The organism is Kitasatospora sp. NPDC004799, assembly GCF_040609095.1.
Lineage (GTDB): Bacteria > Actinomycetota > Actinomycetes > Streptomycetales > Streptomycetaceae > Kitasatospora.
This window is the reverse complement of sequence record NZ_JBEXJK010000076.1, coordinates 1-26,257: the sequence shown is the minus strand read 5'-3', so window position 1 is coordinate 26,257 and position 26,257 is coordinate 1. Positions and strand designations below refer to the sequence as shown.

General features: G+C 74.4%; 21 protein-coding genes. 17 read left to right on the top strand and 4 right to left on the bottom strand.

All coding sequences use genetic code 11. The features are described 5' to 3' along the window. Both ABZW03_RS13040 and ABZW03_RS13035 read right to left on the bottom strand, forming a co-directional pair. Nucleotides 1–288: S4 domain-containing protein (locus ABZW03_RS13040; protein ID WP_355255930.1), on the bottom strand; the 288-nt coding region annotated here is incomplete at its 3' end. Between the two features lie 20 nt (nt 289–308). After that, complete coding sequence (locus tag ABZW03_RS13035) at nt 309–713, bottom strand: VOC family protein (protein WP_355255927.1); 405 nt, start codon at nt 711–713, stop codon at nt 309–311. A gap of 126 nt (nt 714–839) precedes the next feature. Between ABZW03_RS13035 and ABZW03_RS13030 the strand changes: the two genes are divergently transcribed. From ABZW03_RS13030 to cobA, 16 genes are all read left to right on the top strand, one after another. Continuing rightward, nucleotides 840–2,006, top strand: coding sequence for a methyltransferase (locus ABZW03_RS13030; RefSeq protein WP_355255936.1), 1,167 nt, complete (start codon nt 840–842; stop codon nt 2,004–2,006). Nucleotides 2,007–2,100: 94 nt separating this feature from the next. Further along, complete coding sequence (gene argC / locus ABZW03_RS13025) at nt 2,101–3,129, top strand: N-acetyl-gamma-glutamyl-phosphate reductase (protein ID WP_355255924.1); 1,029 nt, start codon at nt 2,101–2,103, stop codon at nt 3,127–3,129. Next, complete coding sequence (gene argJ / locus ABZW03_RS13020; protein WP_355255921.1) at nt 3,126–4,298, top strand: bifunctional glutamate N-acetyltransferase/amino-acid acetyltransferase ArgJ; 1,173 nt, start codon at nt 3,126–3,128, stop codon at nt 4,296–4,298. Before argC ends, argJ begins: the two co-directional genes overlap by 4 nt. 144 nt (nt 4,299–4,442) lie before the next feature. After that, complete coding sequence (gene argB, locus ABZW03_RS13015; RefSeq protein WP_355255933.1) at nt 4,443–5,318, top strand: acetylglutamate kinase; 876 nt, start codon at nt 4,443–4,445, stop codon at nt 5,316–5,318. A gap of 41 nt (nt 5,319–5,359) precedes the next feature. Continuing rightward, nucleotides 5,360–6,583 (top strand): acetylornithine transaminase, encoded by a 1,224-nt coding sequence (locus tag ABZW03_RS13010; RefSeq protein WP_355255918.1) that lies wholly within the window; start codon nt 5,360–5,362, stop codon nt 6,581–6,583. A gap of 23 nt (nt 6,584–6,606) precedes the next feature. Further along, the gene (locus ABZW03_RS13005) at nt 6,607–7,155 is read left to right on the top strand and encodes an arginine repressor (protein WP_355255915.1); all 549 of its coding nucleotides are present in this window, start codon (nt 6,607–6,609) and stop codon (nt 7,153–7,155) included. A 115-nt stretch (nt 7,156–7,270) separates the two neighbouring features. Next, nucleotides 7,271–8,695, top strand: coding sequence for an argininosuccinate lyase (argH, locus tag ABZW03_RS13000; protein WP_355255912.1), 1,425 nt, complete (start codon nt 7,271–7,273; stop codon nt 8,693–8,695). A 144-nt stretch (nt 8,696–8,839) separates the two neighbouring features. Next, nucleotides 8,840–9,097 carry a hypothetical protein gene (locus tag ABZW03_RS12995; protein ID WP_355255910.1) on the top strand — a complete coding sequence of 86 codons (258 nt, stop codon included), beginning with the start codon at nt 8,840–8,842 and terminating at the stop codon, nt 9,095–9,097. 205 nt (nt 9,098–9,302) lie between these two features. Beyond that, entirely contained in the window at nt 9,303–9,803 is a 501-nt protein-coding gene (locus ABZW03_RS12990; RefSeq protein WP_355255907.1) for a GNAT family N-acetyltransferase, read from the top strand. A gap of 553 nt (nt 9,804–10,356) precedes the next feature. Beyond that, entirely contained in the window at nt 10,357–11,382 is a 1,026-nt protein-coding gene (locus ABZW03_RS12985; protein WP_355255904.1) for an ATP-binding cassette domain-containing protein, read from the top strand. Next, nucleotides 11,379–12,110, top strand: coding sequence for a methionine ABC transporter permease (locus ABZW03_RS12980; RefSeq protein WP_355255902.1), 732 nt, complete (start codon nt 11,379–11,381; stop codon nt 12,108–12,110). Before ABZW03_RS12985 ends, ABZW03_RS12980 begins: the two co-directional genes overlap by 4 nt. A 58-nt stretch (nt 12,111–12,168) precedes the next feature. Further along, nucleotides 12,169–12,993 carry a MetQ/NlpA family ABC transporter substrate-binding protein gene (locus ABZW03_RS12975; RefSeq protein ID WP_355255899.1) on the top strand — a complete coding sequence of 275 codons (825 nt, stop codon included), beginning with the start codon at nt 12,169–12,171 and terminating at the stop codon, nt 12,991–12,993. Between the two features lie 199 nt (nt 12,994–13,192). Continuing rightward, nucleotides 13,193–13,828, top strand: a complete 636-nt coding sequence (locus ABZW03_RS12970) for a GNAT family N-acetyltransferase (RefSeq protein ID WP_355255896.1) — start codon at nt 13,193–13,195, stop codon at nt 13,826–13,828. A 156-nt stretch (nt 13,829–13,984) separates the two neighbouring features. Continuing rightward, a complete protein-coding gene (gene cbiE / locus ABZW03_RS12965) occupies nt 13,985–15,238 on the top strand; it encodes a precorrin-6y C5,15-methyltransferase (decarboxylating) subunit CbiE (protein WP_355255892.1) in 1,254 nt (417 codons plus the stop codon). 483 nt (nt 15,239–15,721) lie between these two features. After that, nucleotides 15,722–19,639, top strand: a complete 3,918-nt coding sequence (cobT, locus tag ABZW03_RS12960; protein ID WP_355255889.1) for a nicotinate-nucleotide--dimethylbenzimidazole phosphoribosyltransferase — start codon at nt 15,722–15,724, stop codon at nt 19,637–19,639. Between the two features lie 107 nt (nt 19,640–19,746). After that, nucleotides 19,747–20,994 carry a uroporphyrinogen-III C-methyltransferase gene (gene cobA, locus ABZW03_RS12955; protein WP_355255886.1) on the top strand — a complete coding sequence of 416 codons (1,248 nt, stop codon included), beginning with the start codon at nt 19,747–19,749 and terminating at the stop codon, nt 20,992–20,994. Nucleotides 20,995–21,048: 54 nt separating this feature from the next. On the opposite strand, the gene ABZW03_RS12950 is transcribed toward cobA, so the two are convergent. Next, the gene (locus ABZW03_RS12950) at nt 21,049–23,790 is read right to left on the bottom strand and encodes a SpoIIE family protein phosphatase (protein WP_355255883.1); all 2,742 of its coding nucleotides are present in this window, start codon (nt 23,788–23,790) and stop codon (nt 21,049–21,051) included. 89 nt (nt 23,791–23,879) lie between these two features. On the opposite strand from ABZW03_RS12950, the gene ABZW03_RS12945 reads away from it, so the two are divergent. Then, complete coding sequence (locus ABZW03_RS12945; protein ID WP_355255880.1) at nt 23,880–24,686, top strand: RNA methyltransferase; 807 nt, start codon at nt 23,880–23,882, stop codon at nt 24,684–24,686. 796 nt (nt 24,687–25,482) lie between these two features. Here ABZW03_RS12945 and ABZW03_RS12940 read toward each other — a convergent pair. Next, nucleotides 25,483–26,175 (bottom strand): hypothetical protein, encoded by a 693-nt coding sequence (locus ABZW03_RS12940; protein ID WP_355255877.1) that lies wholly within the window; start codon nt 26,173–26,175, stop codon nt 25,483–25,485. Nucleotides 26,176–26,257 lie beyond the last annotated feature (82 nt).

Below are 26,257 nucleotides of genomic sequence, written 5' to 3'. Positions count from 1 at the left end.
GAACTCGCGCGGCGGCCGCGGCGGGCTGTTGTCGATCAGGCACTCCGCCGCGACCGCGGCGCCGACCCGCTTGCGGATCAGCTGCCGCACCACCACGACCCGTTCGTAGCCCTCCTCGCGGACCCGCACCTCGTCCCCGGGCTTCAGCGCCTGGGCGGGCTTGGCCCGCTCGCCGTTCACCCGGACGTGCCCGGCCCGGCAGGCGGCCGCCGCCAGCGCCCGCGTCTTGACCAGCCGGACCGACCAGATCCAGCTGTCCACCCGCACGCTTCCCTCGTGTTCAGCCATCCTCGGAGCCTACCCAAGAGCTATCCGGCCCGCGGCACCTCCTGGACCGCCCAGCCGTTGCCGTCCGGGTCGTTGAAGAACACGAAGTTGTTCCAGGCCTCGCCGTGCCCGTTCACCCGGCCACCCCTCACGAAGTGCTGGACCGGGCTGACCGGTACGCCCCGCGCCGCCAGTTCGGCGTGCGCCTTCTCGATGTCCGGCACCACCAGCTGGAGTCCCTTGACCGATCCGGGCGGGGAGTCGATCACCCCCTTGCCCACGACGATGGAGCAGGGCGAGCCGGGGGGAGTCAGCTGGACCACCCGGATCCCGTCCCGCAGCAGGGTGTCGTGGTCGACGGTGAACCCGGCCTGCTCCTCGTAGAAGAGCTTCGCGCGGTCCACGTCCGACACCGGGACCACCACGACTTCGAGTTTCCACTCCATCGCCCTCACCCCTCTCGGTCGGGCTCTTCCAGTATCCGTCCGTAATCGCCGCTCGGGGCCGTCGGATAGCCTGAGAACACGATGAAATCCCAGACCACGCCCGCCGCGACCCCGTCGGACACCTCCCTGGCCACCCCGTGGGGCACCTTCGAGCTCACCCGCTTCCCCGTGGACCCGCGCGAGCGGCTCCGGGCCTGGGACGCCGCCGACGAGTACCTGCTGCGCCACCTCGCGGGCGAGGCCGACAGCGCGGCCGGCGCCGCCACCGAACTGACCGGTCGCACCGTCGTCGCCCTCGGTGACCGCTGGGGCGCGCTGACCACCGCGCTCGCCGGGTACCGGCCGGTCCAGATCACCGACTCCCACCTCGGCCGGCAGGCCACCCTGGCCAACCTGGCCCGGGCCGGCGCCGCCGTCGACGAGGCGCGGCTGCTCACCACCCGGGACGCGGTGCCGGAGCGGATCGACGTGCTGCTGGTGCGGGTGCCCAAGAGCCTGGCCCTGCTGGAGGACCAGCTGCTCCGGCTCGCCCCCGCCGTCCACGCGGGCACGGTGGTGATCGGCACCGGCATGGTCACCGAGATCCACACCTCCACGCTCCGGCTCTTCGAGCGGATCCTCGGCCCGACCCGCACCTCGCTGGCCGTCCGCAAGGCCCGGCTGATCCTCTGCACCCCGGACCGGGCCCTGGACCCCGGCCCCAACCCGTGGCCGCACCGCTACGCGCTGCCGCCGGACATCGGCCCCGCCGCCGGCCGGACCGTCGTCAACCACGCGGGCACCTTCTGCGCCGACCGGCTCGACATCGGCACCCGCTTCCTGCTCGCCCACCTGCCCGTCCCCGCCCCCGGCGCCCGGGTGGTGGACCTCGGCTGCGGCAACGGCGTGGTCGGTACGGCCGCCGCGCTGGCCGAGCCGGGCGCGGAGCTGGTGTTCGTGGACGAGTCGTACCAGGCGGTGGCCTCCGCCGAGGAGACCTTCCGCACCAACCTGGGCCCGGACGCCCCGGCCGAGTTCCTCGCCGCCGACGCGCTGGCCGCGGACGTGGTCGCGGCCGGCTCGGTGGACCTGGTGCTGAACAACCCGCCGTTCCACTCCCACCAGGCCACCACCGACGCCACCGCCTGGCGGATGTTCACCGGCGCCAAGCGGGCGCTGCGGCCCGGCGGCGAACTCTGGGTGGTCGGCAACCGCCACCTCGGGTACCACGTCAAGCTGCGCCGGCTCTTCGGCAACTGCCGACTCGTCGCCGGGAACCCCAAGTTCGTGGTGCTGCGGGCCGTCAAGCGCTGACCGGGGCCACCCCGCCCCGACGGGGTCCGGCACATACTCCTTGCATGAATTTTCCGCCGCGCGTATATTCATGCCAAGACGAAGGAGGAACGCCATGGCATTGCGAGTCGCCGTCGCCGGCGCGAGCGGTTACGCGGGCGGTGAGGTGCTGCGCCTGCTGCTCGGCCACCCGGAGGTGGAGATCGGGGCGCTGACCGGCGGCTCGAACGCGGGTACCCGACTGGGCGCGCTCCAGCCGCACCTCCTGCCGCTCGCCGACCGCGTCCTCGAAGCCACCACCCCCGAGGTGCTGGCCGACCACGACGTGGTGTTCCTGGCGCTGCCGCACGGCCAGTCCGCCGCCGTCGCCGAGGAGCTCGGCCCGAACGTCCTGGTGATCGACTGCGGTGCCGACTTCCGGCTCCGGGCGGCCGCCGACTGGGAGCAGTTCTACGGCTCCGCGCACGCCGGCACCTGGCCCTACGGCCTGCCCGAACTCCCCGGCCACCGCGCCGCGTTGAAGGGCAGCAACCGGATCGCCGTGCCCGGCTGCTACCCGACGGCCGTCTCCCTGGCGCTGTTCCCCGCGTACGCCGCGCGGCTCGCCGAGCCGGAGGCCGTGGTGGTCGCCGCCTCCGGCACCTCCGGCGCGGGCAAGGCCGCCAAGCCGCACCTGCTGGGCAGCGAGGTGATGGGCAGCGTCAGCCCGTACGGCGTCGGCGGCGTCCACCGGCACACCCCGGAGATGGTGCAGAACCTCACCCCGCTCGCGGGCGAGCCGGTCACCGTCTCCTTCACCCCCACCCTCGTCCCGATGCCGCGCGGCATCCTCGCCACCTGCTCGGCCAAGGCCAGGCCGGGGGTGACGGCCGCGAGCCTGCGCGCCGCCTACACCGAGGCGTTCGCGGACGAGCCGTTCGTCCACCTGCTGCCCGAGGGGCAGTGGCCGCAGACCAGCAGCGTCTACGGCGCCAACACCGCCCTGGTCCAGGTCGCCCTGGACGCCGCCGCCGGGCGGATCATCGCGATCAGCGCGATCGACAACCTGGTCAAGGGCACCGCCGGCGGCGCGGTGCAGAGCATGAACATCGCCCTGGGCCTGCCCGAGGAGCTGGGCCTTCCCGTGAACGGAGTCGCACCGTGAGCAACAGCACGAACGTCGGAGTGACGGCGGCCAAGGGCTTCCGCGCCGCCGGTGTGACCGCGGGCATCAAGGCCTCCGGCACCCCCGACCTCGCCCTGGTGGTCAACGACGGCCCCTCGCTCGCCGCGGCCGGCGTCTTCACCGCCAACCGGGTCAAGGCCGCTCCGGTGCTCTGGTCCGAGCAGGTCCTCAAGGGCGGCCAGGTCTCCGCCGTCGTCCTCAACTCCGGTGGCGCCAACGCCTGCACCGGCCCGCTCGGCTTCCAGGACACCCACGCCACCGCGGAGAAGGTCGCCGCCGAGCTGGACCTGAACGCGGGCGAGGTCGCCGTCGCCTCCACCGGCCTGATCGGCGTCCGGCTGCCGATGGACCTGCTGCTGCCCGGGGTCGCCCTGGCCGCGGCCGAACTCGGCGAGACCGGCGGCGAGGCCGCCGCGATCGCCATCAAGACCACCGACACGGTGCACAAGACCGCCCAGTTCACCAGCCCGGCCGGCTGGACGGTCGGCGGCATGGCCAAGGGCGCGGGCATGCTCGCCCCGAGCCTCGCCACCATGCTGGTCGTGCTCACCACCGACGCCGCCGTCGACTCCGCCGGCCTGGACGCCGCGCTGCGCGGCGCCACCCGCACCACCTTCGACCGGATCGACTCCGACGGCTGCATGTCGACCAACGACACCGTGCTGCTGCTCGCCTCCGCCGCCTCCGGCGTCACCCCGGAGCAGGCCGAGTTCGCCGAGGCCGTCCGCACGGTCAGCGCTGACCTGGCCCGCCAGCTGATCGGCGACGCCGAGGGCGCGAGCAAGGAGATCCGGATCGACGTCACCGGCGCGGCCACCGAGGACGAGGCGGTCGAGGTCGCCCGGACGATCAGCCGCAACAACCTGCTCAAGTGCGCCATCCACGGCGAGGACCCCAACTGGGGCCGGGTGCTGGCCGCGATCGGCACCACCTCCGCCGCCTTCGACCCGAACGAGCTGGACGTCGCCATCAACGGCGTCTGGGTGTGCCGGGCCGGCGGGGTGGGCGAGGACCGCGACCTGGTGGACATGAAGGGCCGCGAGGTCGTCGTCACCGCGAACCTCAACGCCGGTACGGCGGGCGCCACGCTGTGGACCAACGACCTGACGGCCGACTACGTTCACGAGAACAGCGCCTACTCGACCTGATCCGCGTCACTTCGTCCGCGCCACCCTGAGCCGCGGCACCCTCCCCCCGGCCTCCGGTCGGGGGGACCCCATCGACGAGGGAATCCCGTGCAGATCGCACCCAAGGGCGAACAGGCCCGCAACAACACCGCGTTGCCCAAGGCCATGACGCTGATCGAGGCGCTGCCGTGGCTGGAGCGCTTCCACGGCAAGACCGTCGTGATCAAGTTCGGCGGCAACGCCATGGTGGACGACAGCCTCAAGGCCGCCTTCGCCCAGGACGTGGTCTTCCTGCGCTACGCCGGCCTGCACCCCGTTGTGGTGCACGGCGGCGGCCCCCAGATCAGCGCCCAACTCGAGCGGCTGGGCCTGGAGTCGAGCTTCACCAACGGCCTGCGGGTCACCACCCCGGAGACCATGGACGTGGTCCGGATGGTGCTGGCCGGCCAGGTGCAGCGCGAGCTGGTCGGCCTGCTCAACGAGCACGGCCCGTTCGCGGTCGGCATGACCGGCGAGGACGCCCACACCATGACGGCGGTCAAGCGCTACGCGGTGGTGGACGGCGAGCAGGTCGACATCGGCCTGGTCGGCGACATCGTCAACATCGAGGCCGGCGCGGTGAAGGCGATGATCGCCGACGGCCGCATCCCGGTCATCTCCTCGATCGCCCGCGGCGCCGACGGCCACGTCTACAACATCAACGCCGACACCGCCGCCTCCGCCCTGGCGGTCGCGCTCGGCGCCGAGATGCTCGTCGTCCTCACCGACGTCGAGGGCCTCTACAAGGACTGGCCGAACTCCGACGACGTGATCAGCCAGCTCACCGCGAGCGAGCTGGAGGAGCTGCTGCCCGGCCTGGCCAGCGGCATGCTCCCCAAGATGGAGGGCTGCCTGCGCGCCGTCCGCTCCGGCGTGGGCACCGCCCGCGTGCTGGACGGCCGGGTCCAGCACAGCCTGCTGCTGGAGATCTTCACCGACGAGGGCATCGGCACGATGGTCGTGCCGGACGACGAAGCGACCGTGACCGGGGGACTGGCATGACTGGCACGACTGGCACGACTGGCACGACTGGTACGACCGGAGTGACCGGCGGGACCGGTACGACCCACAACGAGCAGCTCGCCGAGCGCTGGCAGCACTCCTTCACCGACAACTACGGCACCCCCCGCATCCCGCTGGTGCGCGGCGAGGGCAGCAAGCTCTGGGACGCCGACGGCAAGGAGTACACCGACCTGCTCGGCGGCATCGCCGTCAACGCCCTGGGCACCGCCCACCCGGCCGTCGTCGAGGCGGTGAGCCGGCAGATCGCCACCCTCGGCCACGTCTCCAACCTCTTCATGGCCGAGCCCACCATCGCGCTGGCCGAGCGGCTGCTGGAGCTGGACGGCCGCCCCGGCGGCCGGGTGTTCTTCTGCAACTCCGGCGCCGAGGCCAACGAGGCCGCCTTCAAGATCAGCCGGCGGACCGGCCGCACCCACCTGGTCGCCCTCCAGGGCGGCTTCCACGGCCGCACCATGGGCGCCCTCGCGCTCACCGGCCAGCCCGCCAAGCAGGACCCATTCCGCCCGCTGCCCGGCGACGTCACCCACGTCCCGTTCGGCGACGTCGAGGCGCTGCGCGCGGCCGTCACCACCGAGACCGCCGCCGTCTTCCTGGAGCCGATCCAGGGCGAGAACGGCGCCGTCCCGCTGCCCGAGGGCTACCTGACGGCGGCCCGCGAGATCACCCGGGCCACCGGCACCCTGCTGGTCCTGGACGAGATCCAGACCGGCGTCGGCCGCACCGGCCACTGGTTCGCCCACCAGGCGTACGAGGGCGTGGAGCCGGACGTGGTCACCCTGGCCAAGGCGCTCGGCGGCGGCCTGCCGATGGGTGCGGTGCTCGCCTTCGGGCCGGCCGCCGAGCTGCTCACCCCGGGCCAGCACGGCACCACCTTCGGCGGCAACCCGGTGGCCGCCGCGGCCGGGCTCGCGGTGCTGGACACCATCGAGTCCGAGGGCCTGCTGGAGCACACCCGCAAGCTCGGCGAGCGGCTGCGGCACGGCGTCGAGGCGCTCGGCGACCCGCTGGTCTCGCACGTGCGCGGGGCCGGCCTGCTGCTCGGCATCGTGCTCACCGCGCCGGTCTCGGCCCAGGTCCAGGCCGCCGCGCAGGAGGCCGGCTTCCTGGTCAACGCGGCCGTCCCGGACGCCGTCCGGCTGGCCCCGCCGCTGGTGCTGACCGAGCAGGAGGCGGACGCCTTCCTGGCCGCGCTGCCGGGGATCCTCCGGACGGTGCGCGCGAGTGCCCCGGCCGATGCGAGCTGACCGTCGTCCGGGAGAATAATCACATGACCGCATCCCACTCCGGCTCCTCCGCCGCCGGCCCGACGCCGCAGGTCCCGCAGACCCGCACCGCGCGCCACCGGCGGATCGTGGACCTGCTCACCCGCCAGCCCGTGCGTTCGCAGAGCCAGCTCGCCAAGCTGCTCGCCGACGACGGACTCGTGGTCACCCAGGCCACCCTCTCCCGGGACCTGGACGAGCTGGGCGCGGTCAAGATCCGCAACCGGGACGGCGCGCTGATCTACGCCGTCCCGGCCGAGGGCGGCGACCGCACGCCGCGCGCCCCGATGGGGGAGTCCGCCAGCGAGGGCCGGATGGCCCGGCTGGCCGGCGAGCTGATGGTCTCCGCGACGGCCTCCGGCAACCTCGTGGTGCTGCGCACCCCGCCGGGCGCCGCCCAGTTCCTGGCCTCGGCGATCGACCAGGCCGAGGTGTTCGAGATCATCGGCACCATCGCCGGCGACGACACCGTCCTGCTGATCAGCCGGGACCCGGCCGGCGGCCAGGCGCTGGCCGACCACCTCATGCAACTCGCCCAGGCGAAGGCCCAGTAGCACGCGGCACCCGACAACCCCGGCCGACGGAGACCGTCCGGCCGGGGTTGTGTGTTTCATACGGCTTCATGCATACTTATGCCATCCACTGCACATGCATGAAGGAGCCACCGCGATGACCGCCGAGCAGTCCTCCGACGTCCGCCTCTGGGGCGCGCGCTTCGCCGACGGCCCCTCTGAGGCGCTGGCCAGGCTCTCGGCCTCGGTCCACTTCGACTGGCGCCTCGCGCCGTACGACATCGCCGGCTCCAAGGCCCACGCCCGGGTGCTGCACAAGGCCGGACTGCTCTCCGACGAGGAGCTGGCCGGCATGCTGGCCGGCCTGGACCGGCTGCTCGCCGACGTCGAGGCGGGCACCTTCACCGGCACCGTCGCCGACGAGGACGTGCACACCGCCCTGGAGCGGGGCCTGCTGGAGCGCCTCGGCCCCGACCTCGGCGGCAAGCTGCGGGCCGGGCGCTCGCGCAACGACCAGATCGCCACCCTGTTCCGGATGTACCTGCGGGACCACGCCAGGACCATCGGCGGCCTGCTGCTCGACCTCCAGCACGCCCTGGTCGGCCTTGCCGAGGCCCACCCGGACACCGCGATGCCGGGCCGCACCCACCTCCAGCACGCCCAGCCGGTGCTCTTCGCCCACCACGTCCTCGCGCACGTGCAGGCCCTCGGCCGGGACGCCGAGCGGCTGCGCCAGTGGGACGCCCGCACCGCCGTCTCGCCGTACGGCTCCGGCGCGCTGGCCGGCTCCTCGCTCGGACTCGACCCGCAGGCGGTCGCCGCCGACCTCGGCTTCGAGGGCGGCTCGGCGGGCAACTCCATCGACGGCACCGCCTCCCGCGACTTCGTCGCCGAGTTCGCCTTCGTGACGGCGATGATCGGGATCAACCTCTCCCGGATCGCGGAGGAGGTGATCATCTGGAACACCAAGGAGTTCGGCTTCATCACGCTGCACGACGCCTTCTCCACCGGCTCCTCGATCATGCCGCAGAAGAAGAACCCGGACATCGCCGAGCTCGCCCGCGGCAAGTCCGGCCGGCTGATCGGCAACCTGACCGGCCTGCTGGCCACCCTCAAGGCGCTGCCGCTGGCCTACAACCGGGACCTCCAGGAGGACAAGGAGCCGGTCTTCGACTCCTGCGACACGCTGGAGGTGCTGCTGCCCGCGTTCACCGGGATGATGGCCACCCTCACCGTGCACCGGGAGCGGCTGGAGGAGCTGGCCCCGGCCGGCTTCTCGCTCGCCACCGACATCGCCGAGTGGCTGGTCAAGCAGGGCGTGCCGTTCCGGGTCGCGCACGAGGTGGCCGGCGCCTGCGTCAAGGTCTGCGAGGCCGAGGGCATCGAGCTGTCCGACCTGACGGACGAGCAGTTCGCCGCGATCTCCGGGCACCTGACGCCCGAGGTGCGCTCGGTGCTCAGCGTCCACGGCGCCATCGCCGCCCGCAGCGGGCGCGGCGGGACGGCCCCCTCGGCGGTCGCGGTCCAGCTCGCCGAGGTGAAGGCAGACCTGGCGCGGCAGCAGGAGTGGGTCCAGGGCTGATCCCGGCGCGGGGATCGATCCCGACGCAGGGGTCGATCCCTGACGCGACGGGGGAGGGGCGCGGCGGTCCGACCGGCGCGCCCCTCCCGCGTCCGCGCGTCGGCCCGGGCGTAACCGGCCCCGCCGCGGACCGTCATGCACGGTGTGTGCACCGCCCTCCCGCCCGTCCCCTCCGCCGAGGACGTCTACCTCGCCGAACGCCGCCGCCGCGTGGTCCGCGAGACCGTCGCCGCCCTGCCCGGCCGCTGCCCGCAGCTGATCGCCGCGCTCGCCGAGGACCCGCCGCCCACCTACCGTGAACTCGCCGAGCGGCTCGGCATGCCGCGCGGCTCGATCGGCCCCACCCGTTCCCGCTGCCTGGCCTGCCTGCGGACGCTGCTCCACGCGGAGCGCTACCCCTGAGCGCGAGCCCGGACGACCGGGCGGAACGCGGGCGGCGCGGGAGGTGACCCTCCTCACGTCCGGGCCCGCGAAGGTTGAGCGGAGCTGACCCCCGGGTAGATCGCTGGCGAACGCAGCTCTTGACGGTGGCGCGATCACTCGGATACTGAGCGTGAGCGCGCCACCCTCTGCGCGCCGGGCACGACGACTGGGGAGGCCCCTCCACATGGGCATGAGCGTGATCATCTCGGCCGCGGCGGCCGAGGACGCGGAGCAGATCCTCAAGCTCCAGTACCTCGGCTACCAGCCCGAGGCCGAGCTGTACGGCGACTGGGCGATCGAGCCCCTGACGCAGAGCCTGGAGAGCCTGCGCGCCGAACTGTCCGAACAGCACTTCCTGGTCGCCCGGCTGGGCGACGAGGTGGTCGGCACCGTCCGCGGCCACGTCGGCGAGGACGGCGTCGCCCGGATAGGGCGCCTGGTCGTCCATCCGCGGATGCAGCGCCACGGCCTCGGCAGCCGGCTGATGGACGCCCTGGAGCGCAGCATGGCCCAGGACGGCCCGGTGAGCGTCTACCGGCTGTTCACCGGCCACCGCAGCCTCGGCAACCTGCGGCTGTACGCCCGCCAGGGGTACCGTCAGACGGCGGTCGAGCAGGTCAACAGTCGGCTGAGCTTCGTCCACCTGGAGAAGCCCGCCGCCGCACCGCTCGCCGCGACGGCCTGAGCCCGCCGCCCCCCGCGCGCAGTTCCCGGCGCCGCCACCATCCGGACCTCCGGTGGCGGCGCCGAGCCGTGTCCGCGCTGGTCACGGACGTGCGTGTCCGCATGTCGGACAGCCCGGGGAAACAATTGGGCAGGAATCGACCCATCTGTTTTACTGGCTCACATGACTGCGACGACGAACTGGACCCCCACCGGCACCCTGCCGGCAGGTGAGCGTGCCATGTGTCGTCGAATGTGTCACTGCTGAGGGCCATCGCCCCCGGGCGCCCCGTCGAGGGTGCCTCCTCCTCGCGCCCCGAAGCGAGAATCCGGCGCCGCTCCCGCCCGTGCGAGCGCGCTCCTCCTCCCGGACCCCCGCCCCGCCGTGCCCGCCCACCCGCGGGCCCGGGTGACTCGTTAGGGCCACGCCGTCGCGCGGCCCGGCCGCCCAGCGGCCATGATCAAGGGGTGTCAGGTCCGGACCCTCCCGGCGCAGCGCCGTCACGCCGCCGCCGACCGCCAGCCGGTCGCGCGGTCGGCCCACGCCGCCCGCCCCCGACCCACGGAAAGCCGCTGTGATCACCACCACGGACCTGACGAAGGTCTACCGTTCCCGAGGCCGCGAGGTGACCGCCCTCGCCGGTGTCGACCTGCACGTCCGCCCGGGCGAGGTCTACGGAGTCGTCGGCACCAGCGGTGCGGGCAAGTCCACCCTCATCCGCTGCGTGAACATGCTGGAGCGCCCGACCTCCGGCACGGTCACCGTGGACGGGGTCGAGCTGACCGCGCTGTCCGGCGGCGAGAACCGGGCCGGCAAGGAGCTGCGCGAGGCCCGCCGCCGGATCGGCATGGTCTTCCAGCACTTCAACCTGCTCGCCTCGCGGACGGTGCAGCAGAACGTCGAGCTCCCGCTGGAGATCATCGGCCTGGACCGCACCGAGCGCCGCCGCAAGGCCGCCGAGCTGCTCGACCTGGTCGGCCTCGGCGACAAGGCCCGCAGCTACCCCCACCAGCTCTCCGGCGGCCAGAAGCAGCGCGTCGGCATCGCCCGGGCGCTGGCCGGGGACCCGAAGGTGCTGCTCTCCGACGAGGCCACCTCGGCGCTCGACCCGGAGACCACCCGCTCGATCCTCAAGCTGCTGCGCGACCTCAACCAGCAGCTGGGCCTCACCGTCCTGCTGATCACCCACGAGATGGACGTCATCAAGTCCGTCTGCGACTCCGCCGCCCTGATGCGCGGCGGCCGGGTGGTCGAGTCCGGCGAGCTCACCGACCTGCTGGCCGAGCCCGGCTCGGAGCTGGCCCGCGAGCTGTTCCCGCTCAGCGAGTTCGGCACCGGCCACCCCGGCTCCACCGTGCTGGAGATCACCTTCCAGGGCGACAGCTCGTCCCAGCCGTTCGTCTCCCAGCTCGCCCGCACGTACCAGATCGACATCAACATCCTCGGTGCCGCGGTGGAGACCATCGCCGGCCGGATGGTCGGCCGGATGCGGGTCGAACTGCCCGGCGGCCACCAGGACAACGTGGTGCCGATCGGCTACCTGCGCGAGCAGGGCCTGCAGGTGGACGTGATCGGTGCGCAGAACGGAGCGGTGGCATGACCTGGGACCAGATGCAGGAGCTGATGTGGCCCGCCACCCAGGAGACCTTCCAGATGGTCGGGGTGTCGACCGTCTGTACCGTCGTCCTGGGCCTGCCGATCGGCGTCCTGCTGGTGCTCACGGCCAAGGGCGGAGCGCTGCAGAACCAGCCGGTGAACAAGGTGCTCGGCGCGGTCGTGAACCTCGCGCGCTCGCTGCCGTTCATCATCCTGATGATCGCGCTGATCTCCTTCACCCGGTGGGTCAGCGGTAGCTCGCTCGGCTGGCAGGCCGCCGCGGTGCCGCTCACCGTCGGCGCGATCCCGTTCTTCGCCCGGCTGGTCGAGACCTCCGTCCGCGAGGTCGACCGCGGCCTGATCGAGGCCGTCCAGGCGATGGGCGGCAGCACCTGGACGCTGGTGCGCAAGACGCTGGTCCCCGAGGCCCTGCCCGGCATCGTGGCCTCCGTCACCACCACGGTCATCGCCCTGATCGGCTACTCCGCGATGGCCGGCACGGTCGGCGGCGGCGGCCTCGGCGACCTCGCCTACCGGTACGGCTACCTGCGGTTCGAGACCACCTTCATGTGGATCATCGTGGCGGAGATCGCGATCATCGTCACCCTCATCCAGCTGGCCGGCGACTACGCCGTGCGCCGGCTGGCCAACCGCGGCCAGGGCGGCGGACGCACCCGGCTGCTCCCCCCGCGTGCCGCCACCCCCGCCGAACAGGACCTCGGCGCCTCCTAGACCTCCCTCGTCCGACCTCCGGACGCGGCTCCCCGCATCACGCAGAAAGGCACTTTTCGTGCGCACCGTTGTGAAGTTCACCAGTGTCCTCGCCACCGCCGGCCTCGCCTTCTCGCTGGCCGCCTGCAGCAGCTCGGACTCGTCCTCCTCGGACCCGAACGCGCCGCTGAAGGTCGTCGCCAGCCCCACCCCGCACGGCCAGATCCTGAAGTACGTCAAGGACAACCTCGCGGAGAAGGCGGGCCTCAAGCTCGACATCAAGGAGGTCACCGACTACGTGACCCCCAACACGGCGGTGCAGGACGGTTCGGCCGACGCCAACTACTTCCAGCACGTCCCGTACCTGGAGGACTTCAACAAGAAGAACGGCACGAGCATCGTGTCGGTCGAGCCGGTGCACCTGGAGCCGCTCGGCGCCTACTCCAAGAAGGTCAAGGCGATCGCCGACCTGCCGGACGGCGCCACCGTCGGCCTGCCGAACGACGCCACCAACGAGGGCCGCGCGCTCAAGCTGCTCGCCGACAACAAGCTGATCACCCTCAAGGACGGCGTCACCACCGCCGCCACCCCGGCGGACGTGACCGGCAACCCGAAGAACTTCAAGTGGAAGGAGCTGGAGGCCGCCCAGCTGCCCCGCTCCATCGCCGACCTCGACCTCGCCGTCATCAACGGCAACTACGCGCTGGACTCCGGCCTGAAGCCGGCCACCGACGCCTTGGTGCTGGAGAAGGCGGAGGGCAACCCGTACGCCAACATCCTGGCCGTCAAGAAGGGCAAGGAGAACGACCCGCGGGTCAAGAAGCTGGCCGAGCTGCTGCACTCCGCCGAGGTCAAGAAGTACATCGACGACACCTTCCAGGGTTCGGTCATCCCGGCCTTCTGATCGTCGTACGGTCATATCCCGTCACGCCCGACCGGGCCCCCGCCGCACCTCGGCGGGGGCCCGGTCGGGCAGTATGCAGCAGGGACACTCCGGCCGACCGCGTTCTGACGTACCGTCGTGCGGGCAGCGCACCGCGTGGCATCCGGGGCACGACGGAGGCGTACGGTGTTGTGTTCACGACCCGGCGAGGAGAGACGGCATGGCAGCGAGCTTCCCCGAGACCGCCATCAGCACCGATCGGCTGCTGCTGCGACCCCTTGCGGAGGACGACGCCCCCGGTCTGGCCACGATGATGGCCGACGACCTCGTCCTCGCCTGGACGGACCTGCCGCACCCCTTCACCGAGGAGTACGCGGCCGAACTCGCCCGCACCCTCGCCCCCGCCCACCGGGCCGCCGGCCGCGGCATCGTCTTCGCCGTCACCGAGCACCTGACCCAGCGCCTGGTCGGCCTGGTCGAGCTGCGCAACACCGACTGGCGGCTGCGCAGCACCGAGATCTCCTACGTGACCGCCGTCTGGGCGCGCGGCGAGGGCTACGCCCCGGAGGCCGTCCTCGGCGTCGCCCAGTGGCTGTTCGAGGACCGCGGCTTCCTGCGCCTGGAGCTGCGCACCGCCGCCGGGAACACCGCCGCCCAGCAGGTCGCCCAGAAGATCGGCGGCATCAGCGAGGGCGTGCTGCGCAGCGCCTGGATAGTCCGCGGGGAGTCCGGCGAGGTGGTCGGGGGGAGCCGCAGCGACCTCATCCTGTGGAGCCTGCTGCCGGAGGACCTGGAATCGCCCGAGCTGCACCGCGAGGGCTGGCACGGCGACCACCGCTACGTCCTGCGCGACTGAGCCCGCGCCGTCCTCGGGCCCCGCGCCGTCCGCCCCTCCCGTGCGGACATGTGTACGAGTTGTCGGGTCCTGGGGGATCGCACCCGGTAGCCTCTGGTCCTGCGCCGCACGACGGCGGATCGAGTGGCGCACCGAGTCGAGGGAGAACGGCCGCAGATGGCTGACCGGATCACGGTCATCGGGTGGGACGGCACACCGCTGACCGAGGCCGCCGGCGCGGCCCTGGCCGCGGCGACCCTGGTGGCCGGCGCCCCCTACCAACTGAACGCGCTCCCGGTGCCGGAGTCCGCCGAGCGGATCACCCTCGGCAACGTCCGGCAGGCCGCCCGCAGGATCGCCGAGCACCGCGGCGCCGCCGTCGTGGTCGCCGAGGGCGACCCGGGCTTCTTCGGCGTGGTGCGCACCCTGCGCCGCCCCGAGTTCGGCCTCGAACTGGAGGTGCTGCCCGCCGTCTCCTCGGTGGCCGCCGCCTTCGCCCGGGCCGGCATGCCCTGGGAGGACGCCCAGGTGGTCAGCGTGCACGGCGGACGGCTGCGCCGTGCGGCCAACATCTGCCGGGCCCACCCCAAGGTCGCGGTGCTCACCGCGCCGGGCGCCGGGCCGGCCGAACTCGCCCTGATGCTGCGCGGGGTGCACCGGACCTTCGTGGTCTGCGAGGCGCTCGGCACCCCCGACGAGGACGTCACCGTCCTCACCTCCGACCGGATCGCCGACCACGTGTGGCGCGACCCCAACGTGGTGCTGGTGATCGGCGGCGGCGCCCAGGCCGCGGTGGACGAGGCGGCCGGCTGGCTCGCCGGCCGCCCGGTCGGCTACCCCGGCGCGGAACGCGGCTGGGCGCTCCCCGGTGACGCCTACGCGGGCGCCGGGCGCGCGGAGGACGAAGCGGGCGCGCCGGAGGTGCTCCCCGCCCATGTGCGCGCCCTGGTCCTGGCCCGTCTGGGGGCCCGCCCCGGGGACCTGGTTTGGTCGGTCGGCGCCGGCAGCGGAGCCCTCGCGGTGGAGGCGGCCCGGTTCGGCGCCGCCGTGGTCGCGGTCGAGGGCTCCCGCTCGGCCTGCGCCCGGCTGACCGTCAACGCCCGCCGCTACGGCGTCGAGGTGGAGACGGTGTACGGCAGCGGCCCCGAGGTGCTGGGCGGCCTGCCGGAGCCGGACGCGGCGGTGGTGGAGTCCGGCGGCCTCGACGTGGTGCGCGCGGTGCTGGCCCGCCGGCCCGAGCGGTTCGTCGCGCTGCCCCGGACCCTCGCCGAGGCGGAGGAGGTCCACCGGGCGATCGCCGGGGCCGGCTACCGGGCGGACGGCGCGCTGCTCCAGGAGACCCCGTTGCGGCCGGTGGGGGAGGGTGACGGGCTGGCGCCGGGGGCGGGCGGAACCGGCGCGCTGGTGCTCTGGGGTGAGCAGATCGTGTGAAGGCCGTGGGCGTGCGCCGGGACCGTCCGGTGGCGTCGACGGTGATCCAGGTCGCATCCGGACACCGATTCGAGAGGTGACCGCGCCGTGCCGGTAGTGTGACGTCCTGGGCGGCTGCCGTGGTCGGTGACCCACCCGATTCGGTCGGTTTGTCGTCTTTTTGACGTGGTGCAATCCGGTTCCGCTCGGAGTGTGGGCGATTCGACGGGCCTCGTGCCGGACCTGGAGAATGCCGTAGGGTCCGGTGCGGTCGTGCCGGTTGCTCCGGGTTGTCGTTGTTTCAGACGATGTGCCGCCCCGTACGGGCGGTGCGCCGGACCGGGGTGCCGCAGCGCACCGGATGGACTTGGGCCGCAGCGCTTCGGCGCGGCGGCCGCGTGTGGTTAGGGGCGGGTCGGTGCTGGTTCGGCCCGCGCGGATGGGCGCTGCGATCGGTGATCGTGTCGCCGAGGGCGCGGCAGCGGCCTGGAAGGAGCTTTGACAATGACCGATGGCGGCCACGTCCCGGGCGAGGGACTGCCGGAGCACCTGCACGCCGGGCCGGACCCGCTCGGCGGACCGGAGGGCGTCGCGGGCGTTGCACCCCTCCAGGGCGTCGCGACGGACGGCGGTGCGATCCCCCACCCGGCGGCCCCGCTCGGCGGTGTCCCCGGCGCGGTGCCCCCGGGCGCGGGCGTCATCCCGCCGCAGGGCCAGCACGGCTACGGCGTTCCCGGCGTGCCCCAGCCCGGCCACCCCGGCGAGGGCTGGGCCGTCGACCAGGGCGCCCCGCGCCCGGCCTTCCACTTCCTCGACCAGCCCGACACGCCGGACGGCCTGGACGACGATGACGACGTGCTGCTGATGCCGGGCCCGCAGGGCTCCTGGGGCGAGCCGGTGGCGGCCGTCCCGGCCGAGCAGGTGCCGCTCGCGCCGCAGCCGGACGGCACGCCGGTCGAGCCGTCCTGGCCGCCGGTGGACCCGCCGGTGCTCGGCGCCGAGCAGGCCGTCCAGCAGCCGCCCGTCCAGCCGCAGCAGCCGGTGATGCAGGCTCAGCAGCCGCGCCGGCCGCTGCACGCGGGCCCGCCGATCCCGGACCCGTCGCTGATGACCGGCCAGGTGCCGGTCCGCTCGCTGGCCGACCGTGGCCCCTCGCAGGGCGGCACGCCGGCGCACGGCATCCCGGTGGTCGGCCGCCCGCCGATGGCCGAGGCGGCCGCCCCGGCTCCGGCCGCGGCGCCGCAGGCCGTCCCGGTGGCGAACCCGGCCGCTCCGGCGGCCCCGGGCGTGCCGAACGTGGACGGGCAGCAGCTGCCGCAGGACTTCCCGCAGGCCCACCAGGCCGTCCAGCAGGTGCCGCTGGCCGCGCCGCCGGTCGAGACCGTGCTGGCCGTGGAGACGGTCGGGGCGATCGAGGTGGTCGAGGTCGTCGAGACGCCGGAGGCCGTCCAGGGCGAGCCCGCGCAGGACGTGACGGCCCCCCAGGCCGCCGCCGAGGCCGCGCCGCAGGCCGTCGTAGCCGAGCCGGCCGAGGCCCAGGCGCCGGTCGAGGCCCAGGTCGAGCCCGCCCAGCCGGTGGCCGAGGTGGCCGCCGAGCCCGTCGCCGCGGAGCCGGTCGCCGCCGAGCCCGCCGCCGTCGAGGGTGCTGCCGTCGACGGCGCCGCCGTGCCCGCCGAGCAGTCCGAGGCCGCGGCCCCGGCCGGTCAGCCGCGCCGGATCTCCGCCTTCCTCGCCGCGCCCACCCCGCACGGCCTGCCCAAGGTCGCGGCGGCCGAGCAGGCCCCGGTGGCCGAGGAGGCGGCCGCGCAGCAGGCCGCGCCCATAGCGGCCGCGGACGCGCCGCAGGCTGCCGAGGCGCCGCAGGTCGCGGAGGTCGCCGAGGCCGTGGAGGGTGCTCGGACCGCCGAGGCCGAGGCGCCCGCTGAGCCGGTCACCGAGCAGGCCGCCACGGAGCCGGCCGCCGAACAGGTCGCCGAGGCGGCCGAGCAGGCCCAGCCGGCCGGGACCGCGCCGGAGAACGTCGCCGAGCCGGTCGCCGAGACCGCCGCGGGCACCGGCGAGATGCCCTCCGGGCAGCCCGTCACCGAGGCCGCCGCCGAGGCCGAGCAGCCGCAGCAGCAGGCCGAGGCCCCGGCCGAAGCGCCCGCGGAGCCGGTCGCGGAGCAGGCCGTCGAGGCGCCCGCGGAGGCCGAGGCCACCGCCGGCGCCGCCGCCGAGCCGGTCGCCGAGGCTCCGGCCGAGGCCGTCGAGGAGCCCGCTGCCGAGGCCGCCGAGCCCGTCGAGCAGCCCGCGTCCGCCGAGGCAGCCCCCGCCGAGGGCGTCACCGAGCAGTCCGCCGCCCCGCAGGCCGAGGCCCCCGCCGAGCCGGCCGCCGAGCAGGAGCAGGCCGCCGAGCAGGACCAGGCGCAGGCCCCGGCCGAGGCCGAGCCCGCCGCCGTCGAGCAGCCCGCCGCCGAGGAGGCGCCGGAGCAGCAGGAGGCCGAGCCCGCCCAGGAGCAGGCCGCCGAGGCCCCGGCCGAGTCCGCCGAGCAGCCGCAGGCCGAGGAACAGGCCGCCGCCGAGGCCACCGAGGTGCAGCCCGCCCCCGCCGATCAGCCCGCCGCCGAGGAGGCGCAGGAGCAGCAGGAGGCGCAGGACCAGCCCGCCGAGGAGCCCGCCGAGCCGCGCGGCCCGGCCGCCCCCGGCTTCGACGAGGCCGGCCGCGAGGCCGTCCACCAGGTGATCCGCGAGCGCCGCGACATCCGCAACGGCTTCCGCCCGGACCCGATCCCGCACGAGGTGCTGATCCGCGTCCTGGAGGCCGCCCACACCGCGCCCAGCGTCGGCTACTCGCAGCCCTGGGACTTCGTGGTGATCCGCTCGGCCAAGACCCGCCGGCGGATGCACGCCCTGGCCGAGCGCCAGCGCGAGGCGTACGCGGACTCGCTGCCCAAGGGCCGGGCCAAGCAGTTCAAGGAAATCAAGATCGAGGCCATCCTCGACACCCCGGTCAACATCGTGGTGACCGCCGACCGCACCCGCGGCGGTCGGCACACCCTGGGCCGGCACACCCAGCCGCAGATGGCCCCGTACTCGGCCGCGCTGGCCGTCGAGAACCTCTGGCTGGCCGCCCGCGCCGAGGGCCTGGGCGTCGGCTGGGTGAGCTTCTTCGACGACGAGGAGCTCGTCCGCGAGCTCGGCCTGCCCGAGCACCTGGAGGTCGTCGCCTACCTGTGCGTCGGCTTCGTCGACGAGTTCCCGGACGAGCCCGAGCTGGAGCAGCAGGGCTGGGCCAAGAAGCGCCCGCTCGCCTGGGTCGTCCACGAGGAGCAGTACGGCAACCGCGCGCTGCCCGGCGAGGAGCCGCAGAGCCTGCTCGCCGAGACCCTGCGCGGCATCCGCCCGCTGGACGCCAAGGCGCTCGGCGAGGCCTGGGACCGGCAGAAGCGGATGACCAAGCCGGCCGGCTCGCTCGGCATGCTGGAGATCATCTCCGCCCAGCTGTCCGGCCTGTCCCGCAAGTGCCCGCCGCCGATCCCGGAGCCCGCCTGCGTGGCGATCTTCGCCGGCGACCACGGCGTGCACGCCCAGGGCGTCACCCCCTGGCCGCAGGAGGTGACCGCCCAGATGGTCGGCAACTTCCTGGCCGGGGGAGCGGTGATCAACTCCTTCGCCAAGCAGATCGGCACCGAGGTCTGCGTGGTCGACGTCGGCGTCGCCGCCGAGCTGCCCGAGGCCGTCCAGCAGGGCCGCGCCACCGGCCTGCTGCCGCGCAAGGTCCGCCCCGGCACCGCCGACATGACCCAGGGCCCGGCGATGACCCGCGAGGAGGCCCTCAAGGCCATCGAGGTCGGCATCGAGACCGCCCGCGACCTGGTCGCGGCGGGCAACAAGGCGCTGGTCACCGGCGACATGGGGATCGCCAACACCACCGCCTCGGCCGCCCTGATCTCGGTGTTCACCGGCCTCGACCCGGCCGAGGTCACCGGCCGCGGCACCGGCATCGACGACGAGACCCACACCCGCAAGATCGAGGTCATCCGCGCCGCGCTGGCCCTGCACCGGCCCGACCCGAGCGACCCGGTGGGCGTCCTCGCCGCCGTCGGCGGCCTGGAGCACGCCGCCCTGGCCGGCTTCCTGCTGGGCGCCGCCTCGCTGCGCACCCCGGTGGTCCTGGACGGCGTCATCGCCGGTTCGGCCGCGCTGGCCGCCAAGGCCATCGCCCCCGAGGTGCTGGCCGCCTGCATCGCCGGCCACCGCTCCGCCGAGCCCGGCCACCAGGCCGCGCTGGCGAAGCTCGGCCTGCGCCCGCTGATCGACCTGGACCTGCGGCTCGGCGAGGGCACCGGTGCCCTGCTGGCCCTGCCGCTGGTGCAGAGCGCGGCCCGGGCGATGCACGATGTAGCCACCTTCGACTCCGCCGGGGTCACCGAGAAGGCCTGACGCACCCCGTCACCGCTCCGCGGACCGGCCCGAGGGCGCCCGGACCGCGGAGCGGTGTCGTGCCGTACCGTCCCCACACCCGCACCACCCGATCAGGAGCACCGCCGATGACCGCGCCCACCCCGCACCCGAGCACCGAGGGCCGTACCCCCTACCCGGTCGGCCTGCTGCTGGCCGGCCGCCGCGTCGTCGTGGTCGGCGGCGGCCAGGTCGCCCAGCGGCGGCTGCCCGCCCTGATCGCCGCCGGGGCCGACCTGCACCTGATATCCCCGGCCACCACCCCGGCCGTCCAGGCCATGGCCGACGCCGGCGAACTCACCTGGCACGCCCGCCCGTACCGGGACGGCGACCTGGCCGACACCTGGTACGCCCTGGTCGCCACCGACGACCAGGCCGTCAACACGGCGGTCAGCGCCGAGGCCGAGCGCGAGCGGGTGTTCTGCTCCCGCAGCGACGACGCCGCCGCGGCCACCGCCTGGACCCCGGCCAGCGGCCGCGACGCGGGCGCCACCGTCGCCGTCCTCACCGGCGACCCGCGCCACTCCGCCGCCCTGCGCGACGCCATCGTGGACGGCCTGCGGGACGGCTCGCTGGCCGCCCGCCAGTACCGCTCGCACGGGGCCGGCGTGGCCCTGGTCGGCGGCGGCCCCGGCGACCCGGACCTGATCACCGTGCGCGGCCGCCGGCTGCTCGCCGACGCCGACGTGGTCGTCACCGACCGCCTCGCCCCGCGCGAGCTGCTCGCCGAACTGCCCGAGCACGTCGAGGTGATCGACGCCTCCAAGATCCCGTACGGCCGCTTCATGGCCCAGGAGGCGATCAACCGCACCCTGATCGAGCACGCCAAGGCCGGCAAGTTCGTGGTCCGGCTCAAGGGCGGCGACCCGTACGTCTTCGGCCGCGGCGGCGAGGAGCTGCTGGCCTGCGCGGAGGCCGGGCTGCCGGTCACCGTGGTGCCCGGGATCTCCAGCTCGATCAGCGTCCCCGCCGCGGCCGGCGTCCCGGTCACCCACCGCGGCCTGACCCACGAGTTCACCGTGATCTCCGGCCACGTCGGCCCGGACGACGAGCGCTCGCTCACCAACTGGCGGGCCGCCGCGCAGATGAGCGGCACCCTGGTGCTGCTGATGGCCGTCGACAAGATCGGCGCGATCGCCGCCCGGCTGGTCGAGTACGGCCGGCCGGCGGACACCCCCGTCGCGATCGTCCAGGAGGGCACCACCGCCGCCCAGCGCCGGGTGGACGCCACCCTCGGCACCGTCGCCGCGGTGGTCGAGGCCGAGGGCGTCAAGCCCCCGGCGGTCATCGTCGTCGGCGAGGTGGTCGACGTGCTGGCCGCGGCCTTCCGGGACTGAACCCGCGCGGAGCGGGACGTGGGCGTGGAGTAGGAAGTCGGCCCGGCCGACTTCCTACTCCAGCGGCTGCTCCGTCCAGATGACCTTTCCCGTCGCCGTGTAGCGCGTCCCCCAGCGGTCCGCGAACTGTGCGACCAGGAACAGCCCGCGCCCGCCCTCGTCCTCGGTCGCCGCGTACCGCAGGTGCGGCGAGGTGCTGCTGCCGTCCGACACCTCGCAGATCAGCGAACGGTCCCGCAGCAGCCGCACCCGGATCGGCCCGGAGCCGTACCGGATCGCGTTGGTCACCAGCTCGCTCAGGATCAGCTCGGTGACGAACGCGGCCTCCGCCAGCCCCCAGGCCGTCAGCCGCTCCGCGACCGCGGCCCGGACCTCGCCCACCGCCGCCGGGTCCGAGGGCACCTCCCACTGCGCCACCTGGTCCGGCGCCAGCACCCTGGTCCGCGCCACCAGCAGCGCGATGTCGTCCTGCGGGTGCTCCGGCAGCATCGCCCCGAGCACGTCCGCACAGGTCTGCTCCGGGGTGCGCGGCGGCCCGGTCAACGCCGCCCGCAGCAGCTCCAGCCCCTCGTCGATGTCCCGCTCCCGGTCCTCCACCAGCCCGTCCGTGTACAGCACCAGCCGGCTGCCCTCGGCCAGCTCCAGCTCGACGGTCTCGAACGGCAGCACCCCCAGCCCCAGCGGCGGCCCGGTCGGCAGCTCCGGGAACACCACCCGGCCCTCCGGGTCCACCACGGCCGGCGGCGGGTGCCCGGCGGTGGCCAGCGCGCAGCGCCGCGACACCGGGTCGTAGATCGCGTACAGGCAGGTCGCCCCGGCCAGCGCCGCGCGCTCGCCGCCCGGGGCCTCCTCCTGGTCGATCCGGCTCACCAGCTCGTCCAGGTGCCCCAGGAGCTCGTCCGGCGGCAGGTCCAGGGTCGAGAAGTTGTGGATCGCCGTACGCAGCCGGCCCATCGTCGCCGCCGCGTGCAGCCCGTGCCCCACCACGTCCCCGACCACCAGCGCCACCCGCGCGCCCGGCAGCGGGATCACGTCGAACCAGTCCCCGCCCACCCCGGCCTGGGCCGGCAGGTAGCGGTGCGCCACGTCCAGCGCGGTCTGCTCCGGCAGGCTGCGCGGCAGCAGGCTGTGCTGGAGCGTCACCGCCATGGCGTGCTCCCGGGTGTAGCGGCGGGCGTTGTCGATGCACACCGCCGCGTGCGACACCAGCTCCTCGGCCAGCGCCAGGTCCTCCGCCTCGAACGGCTCCGCCCGCTGCGCCCGCCAGAACCGGGCCACCCCGAGCAGCACCCCGCGCGCCCGCAGCGGCACCCGCACCAGCGAGTGCACCCCGTACGCCAGCGCCTGCGCCGACCGCTCCGGGTCCTGCTCCCGCCACCGGGTGGCCTCCGCCAGGTGCGGCTCGATGCCGGGCTCCCCGCTGTTCAGCGCCCCGGCCAGCGGGCTCGCGGGCACCACGTCCAGCACCGTGCCGACCGGGTAGAACGGCGCGTCGTCCCGTACGCCCGTCAGCGCGGCCCGGCGCATCCGCCCCAGCAGGGGGCCCGGCGGCGGCTCCTCGCCGGCCAGCACCTGGTCCGCCAGGTCCACCGTGACGAAGTCCGCGAACCGCGGCACCGCGACCTGCGCCAGCTCCTCCGCCGTCCGCGTGACGTCCAGCGTGCTGCCCACCGTCACCCCGGCGTCGTACAGCAGCCGCAGCCGCCGCTGCGCGCGCTCGGCCCGGCCGGACAGCGCCGCCAGCTCGGTGGAGTCGCGCAGCGTGGCGACGCAGCCGGGCAGCCCGCCCGGCTGGTCGATCAACCGGACGTTCACCGCCAGCAGCCGCTCCCCGGACAGCACCACCTGGTCGGTGACCGGGCGCCCGGCGGTCAGCAGCTCCAGCGGCGCCTGCTCCAGGCCCAGCCCGTCCACCGGTCGGCCCTCGGCGTCCGGCGGCAGGTCCAGCAGCCGGCGCGCCTCGTCGTTGCAGAGCAGCAGCCGCCCGTCCCCGCCGACGATCATCACGCCCTCGCGCACCGCGTGCAGCACCGCCGCGTGGTGCTCGTACATCCTGGTCATCTCGACCGGGCCCAGCCCGTGCGTCTGGCGCCGCAGCCGCCGGCTGATCAGCGCCGTCCCGAGCGTGGCCAGCCCCACCGCGGCCGCCGCCGCGCCCAGCACCACCGGCAGCTGCCGCTCGCTGGCGCTGCTGACGTTCTTCAGCGTGACGCCCGCCGAGACCAGCCCGACCACCGAGTTGTCCGGCGCGTACACCGGGACCACCGCCTGCACCAGCGGGCCGAGCGTGCCCGTGACCTGCTCCGTCACCACCTGCCCGTGCAGCGCGGGCTGGTAGGTGCCGACGAACTGCTGGCCGATCCGCGCCGGGTTCGGGTGGGTGTAGCGGATGCCCTGGTTGTTCATCACCACGATGAAGTCCACCCCGGTGGCGATCCGCGCCGACTGCGCCCTCGGCTGCAGGACGGCCGTCGGGTCGGGGGAGCGCAGCGCGTCGACGATGCCCGGGGACGTGGCGAAGGCCTGCGCCACCGCCACCGAACGGTTGCGCGCCTCGTGCTCGGCGTCGTTGCGCGACTGCACCACCAGCGCCACCGCGGCCGCCACCACCAGCAGCAGCACCACCAGGACCTGGAGCGCGAAGACCTGCCCCGCCACCGACCGGTGCCACACCGACCACCGCGGCTTCGCGCGCGGCAGCTGTGGCCGACCGTGTGGGCGCCCACCGGGGGAGCCGGCGGAGCCAGTGGCGCCAGAGGCCGACGGAGCCCAGGATCGGCCCGGATTTCGGGCCATACGGTCATATTTGCACTACGGCCAGCCGGGGACCACCCCGCTCCCTCGGCCGTTTGTCCTTCCCCGCCCCGGCTTGGCAAGATCGCAGGGTGTCCGAACCCCGCACCATCACCGACCCGGCCGACCCCCGCCTCGCCGACTACACCGGCCTCACCGACGTCGAGCTGCGCCGCCGCCGCGAACCCGCCGAGGGCCTCTTCATCGCCGAGGGGGAGAAGGTCATCCGCCGCGCGCTCGCCGCCGGCTACCGGATGCGGTCGATGCTGCTCACCCCCAAGTGGCTGGAGGTGATGGGCGACGTCATCGCCGATGCCGACGCCCCCGTCCACGTGGTCGAGCCCGCGCTCGCCGAAGCCGTCACCGGCTACCACGTGCACCGCGGCGCCCTCGCCTCGATGGAGCGCAAGCCCCTTCCGGACGCCGCCGAGGTGCTCGCCGGGGCCCGCCGGGTCGCCGTCCTGGAGGGCCTGGTCGACCACACCAACCTCGGCGCCATCTTCCGCAGCGCCGCCGCCCTCGGCATGGACGCCGTCCTGCTCTCGCCGGACTGCGCCGACCCGCTCTACCGGCGCGCCGTCAAGGTCTCCATGGGCGCCGTCTTCGCGGTCCCGTACGCCCGTCTGGACCCCTGGCCGGCCGCCCTCGACACCGTCCGCGAGGCCGGCTTCACCCTGCTCGCCCTCACCCCCGCCGACACCGCCGTCGACCTCCACACCCTGGCCCCGCACAGCCTCCCCAAGGCGGCCCTCATGCTCGGCGCCGAGGGCGACGGCCTCACCCCGCGCGCCATCGCCGCCGCCCACCACCCGGTCCGCATCCCGATGGCCCACGGCATCGACTCCCTCAACGTCGGCGCCGCCGCAGCCGTCGCCTTCTACGCCGTCACCACCCCCTGACCCAAGAAGCCCCCCTTTCCCGGCCCCGCCCGCATCCCGCACAAGAAGTCGGCGGGCCCGACTTTCCACTCCACGGGCCACCCCCAGGGCCCCACATCAGAAGTCGGCCCGCCCGACTTCCTGTGCCTGCCCGGCGCCGCAGGAGCACCTCCCGGGCCCGTGGCCCGCAGCGCGCGCGTCCTGCACGAGAAGTCGGCGGGTCCGACCTCCGGCGCCGACCTGCTCCGCCGGCCCGCCCGACTCCCATCCCGCGGGGCCACCTCCCACATCAGAAGTCGGCCTGCCCGACTTTTGGCGCGTCCGCTCGCCGCCTCCGCAGGGCGTTGTCGGTTCCGCCGCGTCATCAAAAGTCGGCTGGGCCGACTTCTCGTGCAGGTTTTCTCCGCCCCTTTCACAGCGGGCAAGTCCGCCAGAAGTCGCATGCCCCCGGCTGTCTCCCGGGTCTGTGGCCTGCAGCGTGCGCGTCCTGCACGAGAAGTCGGCGGGTCCGACTTCCGGCGCCGACCTGCTCCGCAGGCCCGCCCGACCTTCCGTGCCGCCCCGCCTTGCCGGGTGACGACCCACGCCTCCCTGCCGCATCAGAAGTCGGCCCGCCCGACTTTTGGCGCGCGTCCGCTTGCCGCTTCCGTAGGGCGTTGTCGGTTCCGCCGCGTCACGAGAAGTCGGCCGGGCCGACTTCTCATGCATGGCCGCTTTTTCGGAGGCACCTGCCAGCGCGCCCAGCCGAGGACGCTCCGGTGTCGGGCTGCGCCAGAAGTCGGCTGGGCCGACTTCTCGCGTGGAGCCCGGTGGGGCGTCAGCCCGTGGGGGAGGTGGGCGGGGCCGGGGCGGCGGCGGGGGGCGGGGTGGTGGCGCCGGGCCAGGACTCGTCGAGGGTGCCGTCGGGGCGGACGGTGTAGCGGGTGGAGGTGACCGCGCCGGTGACGGCCGCGCGTTCCTCGCGGACGACCGTGCCGCCCTCCAGCCGCCAGCTGGCCGCCGCCTGCGGGTCCGCCACCGAGGTGCGGGAGGTGGTGGCGACCGGCGCGTCCCCGGCGAAGGTGTAGAGCTGGACGAGGTCGACCGGCGCCGAGCCGTCCGCTCGTCGCAGGACGACCACCGCGGCCGGCAGGCCCTTGTAACGGGCCGGCAGCACCGCGCTCAGCGCGACCTGCGGCCCGGCCCCGACCGAGTGTCCGTTCTGCAGGGTGACGGCCGGCCCGCCGGCCCCGTCGGGGTAACTGTGGTTGGGCCAGTCCACCGCCGGCACCGGCGCCTGCGGGGGCGTCAGCCCGCCGTCCGCGCCGCCGCGCGCCGCCGCCGGGAGCGGTACGGCCGAGGCCTGCGGCGCGACGTCCGCCGACGTCCCGGGAGCTGCCCGCTCGGCCCCGGAGCCCGCGCTCGCCACCGTCCCGGTCGGCGGCCGCACGCTCCGGTTGTCCCGGTTCTCGCACCCCTGCGCCGCCGCGATGGCCAGCGCCACCCCGATGGTCACCGTGACGACAACCATGCACCACCTGTATACCGACCACAAGGGGGCACCCATCTCTGGATGTTTCCGGCATATGTCAAGCCTTGGTAAGGTTCTTCGC